Genomic DNA, 12800 nt, shown 5'->3' with positions numbered 1-12800 from the left:
AAGATGAAAAGATGAGAAACAAGCCTTACATCTAATCAGAATATTTGCTGACAAACTTATTGATCTAATTCAACTACGTTTTTGATTTTAACAATAAGTAAGTAGTATTTCTGAAGTGCAATTAGTGTCTTAGAAAAATGGAACTAAAACGTGGAAAAGTTTGAGTTTTTAATTCCTCCAAAATCTTTAGAAGATGATCTACTTGATTTGAATAAGCAGGGGATCATAGCTGGGCCCGAAGAGTTAAAACCCCCCTTTCTATATCGTGCCCAAGACATTATTGATAATGCTCCTGATCATCCCACAGCTTTCCCTCCAAGATTACAAGAGATATTCGATATTAACCCCACACATTTGGAAGTGATCTATTCTAATGAAGGTATGGATGTTTGGGAGGCAGGGTGCACGTGGATAGCAAATAATCAGGTGACCATACAGTTGCGTAAACACTTACGTAAAGCAGCACGTTGGTTTTATATGTATTCTAAGGAAGAGATTCTTGCTCACGAGGCTGTTCATGCCGCACGTATGAAGTTTTATGAGCCTATGTTTGAAGAAGCCTTAGCTTATCAAACCTCGTCAAAGGTGTGGAGACGAGTTTTAGGACCTTTATTTCGCTCTCCAGGAGAGAGTTATTGTCTATTCTTCTTCGTTCTTTCTGGTCTTGGATTAAGCTTATGGTCCCCTTTAGCTGGTCTTGCTTGTATTCTTGCGACTCCTGCCTATTTTGGCACCAGACTATTCATCGTACAGAGTTATTTTCGTCGTGCTATGAAGAAGATTCGTCGCATGCTTGGTATTCCTCCTTTATGGGTAATGCTAAGACTTACGGATGCAGAAATTCGTATGTTTGCAACGCAACCAATTCCGATTCTTGAAAAATATGCTAGAGAGCAGAAGTTGGAAAGTGTTCGATGGCAGCAAATTTATATTGCTTACTTTACTTGATTTCTAAGATGTAAAACTGCTTTACATTTCAGAGTACGATTTTCTTTTATGTGCAGGAAGAATCTTTAATTGTGAACGGTATTTAGCTACTGTACGGCGGGCGCATTGAATTCCCTGTTGAGAAATTCGATCACTAATATCCGCATCGGATAATGGTGCTGTTTCTGAAGCTATCCATTGACGAATCCACTGTAAAATCATTTCTTTGGATTGAGAAGTATCCTTACTTGCAGCACGTGGAAATAGCTGTTTCATAGAGATAATTCCGATAGGCGCTGCCAATGTCTTATTTTCTATGGCACGAAATATTGTTGATTCGTGAAAAGAGAGTTCTTCAGATAAGTTTTTTACAGATAATGCTTTAGGGAAAGAGGTCTTGCCAAGAAGAAAGCTTTCTTGATGAGGGAGGATCTTTTCTACAATAGCAAATAAAGTTTGTTCTCGTTTTCTTAAATTTTTAATAAGCCATTTAGCAGAAAGAATTTGCTGTGTAAGGTTCTTTTTCTCTTCTTTAGGGAGGTGTTCATAAATATGAAAAACTTCACTGTTAAGTTTTACAGGGGGTAAACCTCGGGAACTCACTTGAATTTCCCAAATCTTATGTTTTTTAGTAACGTAAACATCAGGAAGAGCAGGTTGTACATTAGATAAAGATGTATAACCTTCCGAAGGACACCAAGGAATTTTTGCTAAAGCTGATTTAAGAGCATTTCTTATATCTAAAGGAGAGCATCGACATTTTTTTGCTATACGTAGGAAATCGCAGTTAATCAAAAGAGAATAGTGTTCTTTGATGATTTTGTAAGCAAGAGTATGTGAAGAATTTTCTAAATGTAATAACCAATAGTCCTGTAAGGACGGAGAAGCAATACCTAAAGGATGAAAATACTGAATCGTTTTCCAAACAGTATGAATAATTTCTAAAGGAATTTCCAACTGTAATGATAGCTCCTCAGGAGAAGAAAGGAATAAACCCTGATCCGATAGATTACCTATAATGTGCTGAGCAATAAGCAATTCCTTAGAGCTATCAAACGTCTGTTGTACTTGTGTGAAAAGATGGGAAAACAAAGATTCGGGACGAGAGTATGCGGCGTCTATAGAGGGTAAAGAAGAGCATACAGACCACTCCTCATCTTCTAAAGAGGAGATATCGAAGAAGGGATTATGAATGATTTGTTGGAGTACGTAAGAAGAAAGTTCAGTGATTGAAGATTGCAACATCTGCAATCCCTGCTGCATACGCAGCGAGGGAAGGTAGTTTTGAGAAAGCTTTTGATGTTGCTGAAACATACCTAATGTACTTGAATCAAGTAATCTCTAGGGATTTCCTTAAGAAATCGACTCGGCTTCATGACACGAACTGTGCCCCAAAGAAAACGAGTTTGCGCTGCGGTTAAATAAAGGAGATCTTGGGCTCTAGTGATTCCTACGTAGCATAGCCGCCGTTCTTCTTCAAGATTTTCATAATTTCCTTTAGAGTTTGCGTGGGGAAAGAGATTTTCCTCTAATCCCACAACAAACGCTATACGAAATTCTAATCCCTTACCATTATGAATTGTCATGAGATTGACACGATCTGTAATAAGTTCTGTTTCGTCAGTAGAACTTTTTAAAGCTAAATCATCTAAGAAACTTTCTAAGGAGCCCTCTGTATTTTGCTGTTCCCACTCAAAAGTTTTTGAAGCAAGTTCATCAAGGTTGCTTTTTCTATCTTCGAAAGTATCAGGATCTTCCTTTAATACTTGAAGGTATCCTGTAATTCGTATGGTAGCGACAACAAACTCATTAAGAGGGAGGGTTTCATAAGCATGTTCGAGTTGTTGGAAAATACTTAAATAACTTCTTAGACCTTCTTGTTGTTTTTTAGATAGCTTTACAGCTTGACTTTCTAAAGCATTTTTACATGCTTCTAACATTGGGAGGTTATTAGTGAGAGCGTAGTCTATTAAAGAAGAAATGGTAGAAGGTCCTAAACCGCGTTTGGGAAGATTTACTGTTCTATCAAAGGCAACAACATCACATTTAGCAGTAAACATTCTTAGAAACGCTAAGATATCTTGAATTTCTTTGCGTTTATAGAAAGATAACCCCCCAAGAATTTCATAGGGAATACGTCTACGTAATAAAGCGTCTTCGAAGGTGCGAGATTGGAAGTTTGTTCTATAAAAAATACAGATATCACGTAGAGGAATATTTGCTCTTCTATAGAGACGATTGATTTCATCCGCGACAAATTCTGCTTCTTCCTTATCTGTTTTTCCTAGAAATACACGAATTTTTTCTCCAGGACCTTTCACGCTTCTTAAGTCTTTCTTTAATCTCGAAGCATTATTTTGAATCAAAGCATTAGCAGCATTAAGAATATTTCCATAACTACGGTAATTGTCTTCTAAACGTAGGACAAGAGCTCTAGGATAGTCTTTTTCAAAATTTAAAATATTATGGATATTTGCTCCGCGCCAAGAGTAGATAGATTGATCGGGATCTCCTACAGCAAATATATTTTGATGTTTCCCTGCAATAGTCTGAGCCATCATATATTGTGCGTGGTTGGTATCTTGATACTCGTCAATAAGAAGAGCTTTCCATAGTTCGCTATATTCTTTTCTGATTTCAGGGAATTCCTTAAATAGCTTTACAGTAAGAAATAAAAGATCATCAAAGTCCAAAGCATTAGTTTCGTTTAGACGTTGCTGGTATTCTTTATAGATAGAAACCACCGGATCAATATATTCTTCAGGGTCTAAATCCTCAGGATATAGCAGACGATTTTTTGCTTGAGATATGTGATATTGTATAGAATTACTGAGAGTTTTCTTTAAATTAAATTTTTGTAAACATTGCTTGAGAAGCTTATCAGTGTCACTTTGATCATAGATAATAAAATTATTTTCTCTATTTAAAGCTTGTATAGATCGACGTAGGATAAAGACTCCTAGGCTATGGAATGTACATACCATAGGAATATCCGTACCATGAGCTTGAGGGCATTGATGCAAAATACGTTCTTTAAGTTCTTTTGCTGCTTTATTGGTGAAAGTAACAGCTAGGATTTCTTTAGGAGCAATGCCTTCATTAATTAAATGGAGAATACGGCATGTTACCACGCGAGTTTTCCCAGCTCCAGCTCCAGCAAGAACTAAAATAGGACTTAATGGTGAGGTGACAGCTGCAATTTGTGCTTCGTTTAATTCTGAAGTGAGCATAGTGGTGTCCTAACTTATAGCTTCTGGCTGAAAAAAATCAGGATCACTGAAGCTAAAATAATCTAAGAAGGTTAGTATACTTCTATTTTCAAATAATAAAAGTGGGTGGTTTATGCAAAATGCCTTTACTATAGACCAGCTTCCTTTGTCTTGGCAAGAGCAGCTTAAAACTGAATGGTTCCAGCCCTATATGTGTAAGCTTAGGGAATTTTTACAATCCGAGTATTCCCAAACAATCGTTTACCCCGCAAAAGACAATATCTTTACTGCATTAAAAAGCACACCTTTTGATTCTGTACGCGTTGTTATTCTTGGGCAAGATCCTTATCCTGGAGAAGGTCAAGCTCATGGATTAAGCTTTAGCGTTCCGAAGGGAATTCGTTTACCCCCGTCTCTTATTAATATCTTTCGCGAATTACAGACTGACTTGGGAATAGAAAATACCACAGGGTGTTTGCAATCTTGGGCAGATCAAGGTGTCTTATTATTAAATACAGTATTAACTGTGCGCGCGGGATCTCCTTTTTCTCATGCTGGTCGGGGATGGGAACAATTTACCGATGCTATTGTTGCTAAGCTTATAGAGAACCGTTCCCACGTAATTTTTGTATTATGGGGGAATGCTGCAAGAAAGAAATGTGATTTACTTTTTCATTCCAAACATAAACATGCTATTTTAGCAGCTCCGCACCCTTCTCCTTTAGCGGCACATAGAGGTTTTTTTGGCTGTTCGCACTTTTCAAAAATTAACTATCTGCTTAAAAAGCTGAATAAGCCCATGATTAATTGGAAACTCCCATGAATGAAGGTATTCAAACAGTTTCTTTTAATAAGACACACCGACTTACAGCGAAATCAACAGTTAGTTTAGAGATGCCTGTAGCGACGCAGAAACTTCAAGGAAAAGAAGGTATGCCCGCTACAGCAAGTTTAGAGGCAGATTTCTTAAGAGCAGAAGCTATACTTGCAGAAATGCGTGAAATTCGCGGTTGTTTAGAACATTCATTAGAAACGCTAGTTCCTAGAGATTAGATGTTTCTCCAACAGGTCTTGCAAATAAGGAGTTAGCTTTTGTAAAGCCTTAGCTCTATGTGAGACCTGATTTTTTACATCTTCAGAAAGTTCAGCAAATGTTTGTTTATAATCATATTTTAAAAATAATGGATCATAACCAAATCCTGAAGAACCTTTTTCTTGATTGCTAATATAACCTTCACAAATTCCTCGAGCTTTAAAGAATTTCCCTTCAGGAGAAGCAAGAACAATACAACATTCAAAATATGCAGAGCGGTCTACAATACTTTCTAAAGATTGCATTTCTTGTAGAAGTTTTTTTCTGTGATCTTTATCGCATGCATCTTCTCCAGCAAAAATGGCTGACAGTTTGCCAGGAAGACCATTTAATGCAGGTACCATAAGCATAGTATCATCCGCAATAACCCAAGAATTAAGCTCCTTTGCTGCATGAAGGCCTTTTGCTAAAGCATTTTCTTCAGGAAGGCAACCTATTTCTTTAGGAGAGTGATAGTTGGGGAAATCTGTTAATGAGAAAATATCAAAACTTCCTAATTGTTTTAAAAAAGTCTTGGTTTCTCGTATTTTATAACCGTGGGAGCTAGCAATTACTATCTTCATGGGTTTCTCCTTAGCAAAAGGGAAAGAGCAAATAACTAAAAGTTTTTGTCTTGTTTGAAATCACACTAGCAATTTTGTCGAGTGTAGTGTCTTCCGCGATTATATTACAAAATAATCGAAATAGACGCACCTACACAACTATTAGCACGGTTGCACAAAGATATCTTTTTTGCTAGCAGTACTTAACCAACATACAAACTATCAGAATGTTGTTTTTTATAGGCAGATAGGTGTTATGAGAGTAATACACTCGTTTTTAATTTTATTATGTTTATTTCCTTACTTAGGATTTTCTCAAGTTTCTGTGGGGTTAGATCGTATTTTCAACGATGAATCTTATATTTCTTGGATTCGTGGTAAGAAAGTAACATTAGTTTCTCATAATGCTGCTATTAATAATGAAGGAAAGGATGCTTTATCTGTTTTTCAAGAGCATAAAGATCTATGCTCTTTGAATATCCTTTGTACATTAGAACACGGCTATTACGGTACTGCACCTGCAGAAACTCCAGGAGCAGCTCCAGGAGTTCAAGGAGTGCGTACAGTGTCCCTCTATGGTATTAAAGACATTCCTGAATGTGCTGTGCAAGGTAGTGATGTTTTAATCTACGATGTACAAGACATTGGAGTGCGTTCCTATACTTTTGTTTCTTCATTACTTCATTTAGTTTGTGCTGCACAAAAATATAAAAAGACTTTGATTATTTTAGATCGCCCAAATCCCATGGGAGGTAGGATAATTGATGGGCCGATGCCTACCTCTCCATCGGATTATGCTCCAGAAATTCCTTATTGCTATGGGATGACTCCAGGGGAACTAGCCTTATTTTATAAGGCGAAGTATGCGCCCTACGCTCAGGTGTCTGTGGTTCCTATGCAAGGATGGAAACGTTCGATGACATTCTCTCAAACTGGATTAAACTGGATTCCCACCAGCCCACAAATTCCTGATGCACAAACGACTTTTTTCTATGCAGCAACGGGGATTATAGGAGCTTTGTCTATATCAAGTATTGGTATAGGTTACACCCTTCCTTTTAGAGTAATTGGAGCTCCCTGGATGGATGGTAATCTTGTTGCTAAGAAATTAAATGAAGCACGTTTACCGGGAGTAAGGTTCTATCCTTTTTGTTATGAACCTTTTTTTGGTAAATATAAGATGGAATTTTGTTCAGGGGTTTTACTTATGTTAGAAAATTCTGAAGAGTTCCTTCCTATGGAAACTCAGTGTACAATTTTAGGTACTCTAAAAACCCTTTATCCTAAACAAGTCGAGAATGCTTTTAAAGCCTTGGAAAAAATTCCTTTGCGAAGAACATCTATTCATCGTTGTTTAGGAGAAGAAAAGTTTTTATATATTTGCCAAAACGAGCGCTATATTGTTTGGCCGCTAAAAAAATTATGTATTGAAGGCAGAACAAAGTTTGAAAATATACGTAAGCCTTTCTTAATAGCCGACTATGGTGATTAAAAGTAATTTCCTCTAGGGCTTCCTCTGTTTGACAGGAATTTTTGTTGTTTCTATAAGCGACCTTATAGGGTCGCCTTATCCCTGGAATCTAGGGGAGAAATAGAAGAACGTGTCTAAAATATTCAAGAATCGATTAGAAGGGCTTAGTGCGTTAAATCGAGGCGTGCGTGCTTTAGCTAAGGCTGTCACCACAACTTTAGGACCTCAAGGACCTCATGTTGTTATCAAAAAAGATTTTTCTCCTCCTTATGTCACGAAACATGGTGCTTCAATAGCTAAAGAGATCAATTTATCTGATGCTTTTGAAAATACAGGTCTAAAACTTGCTAGAGAAGCTGCATTACAAACCGAAGTTCATATAGGAGACGGATCTACTACGGCTATCGTACTCACAGATGCGTTATTTTCTTCAGGACTCAAAGGTATTGCTGTTGGATTAGATCCTTTAGAAATCAAACAAGGAATTCAACTTGCCGGAGAAATGTTAGACAGGGAGCTTACCAAGCTGGTAGTTGAAATCAGTAAAACAGAAGATGTGTTTCATATAGCTACAATCTCAGCCAATTATGATTCATCCATTGGAACAATCCTTTCCGATGCTATAGCTCAAGTAGGCGTTGAAGGAGTTTTCGTAGTAAAAGAAGGAAGAGAGATTACTTTGCAAGCTACGACGCATGTAGGGTTAAACTCGGGATACTTATCTTCATATTTTGTAACGCATCCTGAGACGATGGAAGTGGTGTATGAAAATGCGTCTATCTTATTGTGTAACCAGACATTATCTTCTTTAAATCAATCATTTATTCATTTTTTAGAACAAACCTTTCAAACGAGTGGTGATCCTTTAATTATCATCGCTGAAGATTTTGATCCTCAGCTTCTCTCTATTTTAATTGTTAATAAACTGAAAGGAGGCCTTCCTGTATGTGCAATAAAAGCTCCAGGATATGGTCAACAGCGTAGAGAGATTTTAGAAGATATTGCCATTTTGACAGGCGCTACTCTTGTAGGAGATTTATTAGGGATTTCTTTAGATAAGAGTAGTTTAGATATTTTAGGCCGAGTAGGGAAAATCATTATTAATCAAGACTCAACTGTTTTTTTTGAAGGGAAAGGAAACCAAGAAAGAATAGAACAGCGTATTGGGTATTTGCGCCAGGCTATCGTGCATAGCAAATCTGAAATGGATACTCAGGATTTAGAAAAGCGTTTAGCTAGGTTTGTTGGTGGAATAGCTCAGATATCTTTAGGAGCTATGACAGAAAATGAGTTCAAAGAAAAGAAAATTCGATTAGAGAACGCTTTAAAATGTATAAAAGCTGCTTTTAAAGAAGGTTGTCTTCCCGGAGGAGGTTCAGCCTTAGCTCGCGCAGCATCTATCGTGAAAATCCCTGAGCAATTATCTAAGGGGGTAATGTTTGGGTGTAAGTGCATGTTGCAATCCGCAGAAGTTCCTCTTAGAATCTTGGCTACGAATTGTGGGAAAGTTCCAGAATATGTAGTAGATACTGTTCTAGCGCATCCAAACCCTTGCTTTGGATATAATTGCATTAACGATACTTTTGAAAATTTAATTACCTCAGGAGTGTTTGATCCTTTCACAGTAATTAAATTTGCTTTGAAATATTCTATTTCTATCTCTTGTTTACTTTTGACTAGTTCGTTTTTTATTGTAGACTCTTCGGAAGAAATGCAAAACTCACCCTTTCCAGAAACCTAATTTTCGAAGAATCCATAAGTAAATAAATTTTATATAACTCCTGATGTAATACTATCTTTTTGGTTTAGAATGATCTTTTTTTCAAAGATAAGGAGAAAGACTTGATCATTTGGCCCAACTTGACTACACTTTTTATCGAAAGAGCTGTGCACCAGTAGCTCAGTGGATAGAGTACCTGGCTACGAACCAGGTGGTCAGAGGTTCAAGTCCTCTCTGGTGCGATGCATAATCATAAAAAATAGGGTGGTAATGGGATCGCTATTTATTGGGAAAACTGCCCCAGATTTTTCTGTACAAGCAGTCGTTGACGGCGAAGTAAAGAATGTTTCTTTGAAAGATTATCGTGGTAAATACGTTATTCTTTTCTTTTATCCTAAAGATTTCACTTATGTGTGTCCTACAGAGCTTCATGCTTTCCAGAATTCTTTAGAAGAATTTGAAAATCGCGGTGCGCAAATCATTGGTTGCTCCGTTGATGATCTCGATACCCACAAACGTTGGTTAGATACCGATAAAAAAGCTGGTGGAGTTAAAGGTGTTACCTATCCTCTAGTTTCTGATACAACTCATGAACTTTCTAAACTCTATGGTGTACTAGACTCTCAGTCTGGATTGTCATTCCGCGGATCTTTCTTGATCGATAAGGAGGGTATAATCAGACATGTGGTAATCAATGATCTTCCTCTAGGTCGCTCTATAGACGAAGAGCTTCGTGTATTAGATGCTTTGATTTTCTTTGAAAACCATGGACTTGTATGTCCCGCAAATTGGCATCAAGGACAGAAGGCGATGGCCCCTAATGAAGAGGGCTTAAAAGAGTATTTCGGAACTATTGATTAGAAAACTTTATTAAAAGTTAATAAATCGTAGAGATCTTGTTCGAAAAACAAAAGAAAACTCTTATATTTTCGGCATAGAGACTTAGAGGCTTCTATAATATGTTGGTCTCCAACACCTGGGAGACCCATAGCGATAATATTTTTTAAATTAGTCTGAGTATTTAAAAAGTGTAGACCAAAAAAATAGCTATCTACGCAGTACCCTTCTTCTTTCACTCTGAAATAAAGTACATTATAGTTGTACATCAAAGCTTGTATGGCTAAGGCTATCCCTGATCTAGTTGACGCAGATCCTCCGCCGAGATGGTCATAAAGGTCTGCTGTACTGCAACATAGGTAAGCAGTATCATAACTTCCTTTTTCTGCCTCACCAAATAAAGCAATTGTCAGTTTCATTGAATTATGGATAAATCGGATTTTATTTCTGATCCTACAAAAGACTTTGTTTATTATCTATAGTGAGAAGTAAATATTAGTTATGAAAAACTGATGATTATTTCTTATTCTCTGGTAAACAAAGCTTTTGATTAGCGTAAATAACATCAGAATTTAATTTATTAAGTTTTTTTAACTCTGATATGGGAATCTTATATTTTGCAGCGATTTTACCTAAGGTTTCTCCAGGTCTCACGATGTGAATATGTGCTGGCACCTCATCAGAAAAATCGGTGTAAGTTTCAGGAGGAGAACCATCGACAAGGGCTAGGAGAGAACGTCGTAAAAGACGAATATCTTGAGAGAGAGTTTTGTGGTCTTTTTGTATTTCTTGAAGTTTATTATTTAGGGTAGCTTGGATATCCTTTACAGAAGCTGTAAGAACAGCAACAGTTTTTGCTAGAGTTTTTTGTTCGATTTCTAATTGTTGAATTTGTTTTGTAAGAGATTCTGGTTTCACAGAAGACAGTCTTTGGATTTTACCATCTTGTTCATCTATACGATCTACTAATATCTGTATTTCAGCTTCATGACATAATAACTTTGCGGAAGCATCTTCGACTTCCGCAAGCACGGTTTGTATAGATGGGGTTTTTCCTCCTGCTGCATCCATGGGGAGCATAATCCCCAGAGGAAGCCATAATCCACAGTAGAATAAGAGTTTATAATTAACGTGCATGGACTTTAAATTCTGTACGACGATTTTGTTGCCAAGCAAGCTCGTTATGAGCTGAGTTTACAGGCTGCTCTTTTCCGTAAGATATAGTAAATAGCCGCTCTGCAGAAATTCCTTGTTTAATTAGATGCTGTTTAACAGCATTAGCGCGTCGTGCTCCTAAAGCGAGATTATATGCTGCTGCGCCACGTTCGTCAGTATGACCTTCTATATATAGTGTTGTTCTTGGGGACTTCTGCATTTGGCGAACAAGACTGGATAAAATAGCTAAATTTTCTTCGCCTTTTATTGTGTAGCTATCAGTAGCGAAAGTAATATTTCTGAAAGCAACTGACTGACTACTCGTTTTATATAATTGCTCCTCTTTAGAATCGTAAGCATCTGCGAAATTTTGATTCATTTCATCATCGGTATAAAGGGGAACGAAAGCGAAATTTTGTTTTCTTCTTTTTGGATGCTGACAATCTTCGCAAATGGTATCCCAATCACCGCAAGGATAAGAGCAAGAAGGTAAAGCGAAAAGCGCAAGTAGAAAACAACTTAGAACGCTTAAATATTTCTTTTTCATAAGATTCTCTTCATTGGTTATTAGGGAACCCTCCCCAGGAAGGAAAACGTTTTTCCCCCAATCCTATAACAATTTTCTTAGTTTTTTGGGTAATCAGACTTAATAAATAAAGCTCTGACTCTCCTGAATTTCCTGCGCTATAAACAAGATGATGACTATCAGTAGCCCATGAAGGTCCTTCCTTATCTATAGGAGTTGTTGTCAGTTGATAATCTTTACCAGTAGAAAGATCGTACAGACAAATTTGACGAACTCCCTTAATTACAGAGCAAAAGGCTATTTTTTTACCATCTGGAGACCATGAAGGGCAACTGCTATTTCTATATTTTTTTGTGAGTAAACGTGGAGCTTGTACTTCCGGATCTATTTGGATAATGTATAGGCGAGGTCTACCATCTTTATTAGAAACGAAGACTAGCTTAGAACCATCGGGGCTGAAGGAAGGGTTTCCTTGAGTTCCAAAAGTTTCATTCAATACTCTTCGTGGTTTCCCCATAGTACCTCTTGATAAAGAGAAGCTCTGAAGAAACAGATCAGGATTACCGTAGGTATCCGAAATAAAAGCTAAAAGTTTCTTTCTTGGAGAAAATGTCGGCATAAACTGATTCCCTTGTAAATTGAGAACCTTTTTACCTGTAGAGTTCTCTAAAGAACCTAGGAAAATTTTAGGAATGCCAAATTTATAGGAGACATAGAGGTAGGGATTACTACTTCCTATGTTCATCCAATGGGGCGTGATTGATAAAGAATTTTCTTGTGTAAGAACACAGAGATTCCCTCCATCATAGTCTACAGACCAAAGTTCACCCTGTTTTAATTCACAATCTTGTGGATTTTTGCTTAATGAAAAAACAATTTTCCCAGAGCTAATGCCTGGAACGTTAGTAAGAGCATAATGAATCTTATCCGCTGCTTCATGTATTTTTTGACGGTTATTGGCATTGTTTTCTGTAAGTACTAACGAATGAAATGGTTGATGGTTTTGAGAGCCTCTAGCTATGGTAAATATGATTTCGGGATAACGAGAAATAATGGCAATACTAAAAGGAGTAGAAAGAGATTCAGATTTGACAAGAGAGGGTTGGAGACGATCTCCAAGAGCTAAATCGCTAATGAAGGTATTGCATAATGTGCGTAGATATTTTTGTTGTTTCGCGTCATTAGGACCTATTTTCAAATCTACGTGAATCGGTAATAGAGAGATTTCAGAACGTACGGTAACTTCTAAATCTTTAGCATAGAGTGAAACTATCCCAAAGATAAGGAAGGCACTGACAAATATACGTCGTAACATTCCGA

At 37.1% G+C, this 12800-nt stretch carries 13 protein-coding genes and 1 tRNA gene; 7 read left to right on the top strand and 7 right to left on the bottom strand.

Translation table 11 applies throughout. The features are described 5' to 3' along the window. Nucleotides 1-150: 150 nt before the first annotated feature. A complete protein-coding gene (locus tag H9Q19_RS02260) occupies nucleotides 151-948 on the top strand; it encodes a hypothetical protein (protein ID WP_213241859.1) in 798 nt (265 codons plus the stop codon). 21 nt (nucleotides 949-969) lie between these two features. Here the strand turns inward: H9Q19_RS02260 and rpoN are convergent, their stop codons facing one another. Together rpoN and H9Q19_RS02250 are read right to left on the bottom strand one after the other, a co-directional pair. Continuing rightward, nucleotides 970-2241: an RNA polymerase factor sigma-54 gene (gene rpoN / locus H9Q19_RS02255; RefSeq protein WP_213241857.1), complete on the bottom strand. Its 1272-nt coding sequence runs from the start codon at nucleotides 2239-2241 to the stop codon at nucleotides 970-972. Nucleotides 2242-2243: 2 nt separating this feature from the next. Then, entirely contained in the window at nucleotides 2244-4157 is a 1914-nt protein-coding gene (locus H9Q19_RS02250; protein ID WP_213241855.1) for an ATP-dependent helicase, read from the bottom strand. Between the two features lie 112 nt (nucleotides 4158-4269). Between H9Q19_RS02250 and ung the strand changes: the two genes are divergently transcribed. Next, entirely contained in the window at nucleotides 4270-4959 is a 690-nt protein-coding gene (gene ung / locus H9Q19_RS02245; protein WP_213241853.1) for a uracil-DNA glycosylase, read from the top strand. Then, nucleotides 4956-5189 carry a hypothetical protein gene (locus tag H9Q19_RS02240; RefSeq protein WP_213241851.1) on the top strand — a complete coding sequence of 78 codons (234 nt, stop codon included), beginning with the start codon at nucleotides 4956-4958 and terminating at the stop codon, nucleotides 5187-5189. Before ung ends, H9Q19_RS02240 begins: the two co-directional genes overlap by 4 nt. On the opposite strand, the gene rdgB is transcribed toward H9Q19_RS02240, so the two are convergent. After that, nucleotides 5172-5792 (bottom strand): RdgB/HAM1 family non-canonical purine NTP pyrophosphatase, encoded by a 621-nt coding sequence (gene rdgB, locus H9Q19_RS02235; RefSeq protein ID WP_213241849.1) that lies wholly within the window; start codon nucleotides 5790-5792, stop codon nucleotides 5172-5174. The two genes, H9Q19_RS02240 and rdgB, sit on opposite strands and share 18 nt — an antisense overlap. Before the next feature lie 235 nt (nucleotides 5793-6027). On the opposite strand from rdgB, the gene H9Q19_RS02230 reads away from it, so the two are divergent. From H9Q19_RS02230 to H9Q19_RS02215, 4 genes are all read left to right on the top strand, one after another. Next, on the top strand, nucleotides 6028-7263 hold the full coding sequence (locus H9Q19_RS02230; protein WP_213241847.1) for a DUF1343 domain-containing protein: 1236 nt from the start codon (nucleotides 6028-6030) through the stop codon (nucleotides 7261-7263). Nucleotides 7264-7372: 109 nt separating this feature from the next. Beyond that, the gene (groEL, locus tag H9Q19_RS02225) at nucleotides 7373-8983 is read left to right on the top strand and encodes a molecular chaperone GroEL (protein WP_213241845.1); all 1611 of its coding nucleotides are present in this window, start codon (nucleotides 7373-7375) and stop codon (nucleotides 8981-8983) included. A 148-nt stretch (nucleotides 8984-9131) separates the two neighbouring features. Continuing rightward, nucleotides 9132-9204: transfer RNA gene (locus H9Q19_RS02220), tRNA-Arg, on the top strand. A 28-nt stretch (nucleotides 9205-9232) separates the two neighbouring features. Next, nucleotides 9233-9823, top strand: a complete 591-nt coding sequence (locus tag H9Q19_RS02215; protein WP_213241843.1) for a peroxiredoxin — start codon at nucleotides 9233-9235, stop codon at nucleotides 9821-9823. Here the strand turns inward: H9Q19_RS02215 and H9Q19_RS02210 are convergent. From H9Q19_RS02210 to tolB, 4 genes are all read right to left on the bottom strand, one after another. Then, complete coding sequence (locus H9Q19_RS02210; protein ID WP_213241840.1) at nucleotides 9820-10218, bottom strand: hypothetical protein; 399 nt, start codon at nucleotides 10216-10218, stop codon at nucleotides 9820-9822. The genes H9Q19_RS02215 and H9Q19_RS02210 overlap by 4 nt on opposite strands. Before the next feature lie 97 nt (nucleotides 10219-10315). After that, complete coding sequence (locus H9Q19_RS02205; RefSeq protein WP_407644857.1) at nucleotides 10316-10879, bottom strand: LysM peptidoglycan-binding domain-containing protein; 564 nt, start codon at nucleotides 10877-10879, stop codon at nucleotides 10316-10318. A gap of 46 nt (nucleotides 10880-10925) precedes the next feature. Then, nucleotides 10926-11501 (bottom strand): OmpA family protein, encoded by a 576-nt coding sequence (locus H9Q19_RS02200; RefSeq protein ID WP_213241837.1) that lies wholly within the window; start codon nucleotides 11499-11501, stop codon nucleotides 10926-10928. Nucleotides 11502-11511: 10 nt separating this feature from the next. After that, a complete protein-coding gene (gene tolB, locus H9Q19_RS02195; protein WP_213241835.1) occupies nucleotides 11512-12795 on the bottom strand; it encodes a Tol-Pal system protein TolB in 1284 nt (427 codons plus the stop codon). Nucleotides 12796-12800 lie beyond the last annotated feature (5 nt).

The organism is Chlamydia crocodili (assembly GCF_018343815.1).
GTDB lineage: Bacteria > Chlamydiota > Chlamydiia > Chlamydiales > Chlamydiaceae > Chlamydia > Chlamydia crocodili.
This window is presented reverse-complemented; position numbering and strand designations above follow the sequence as displayed.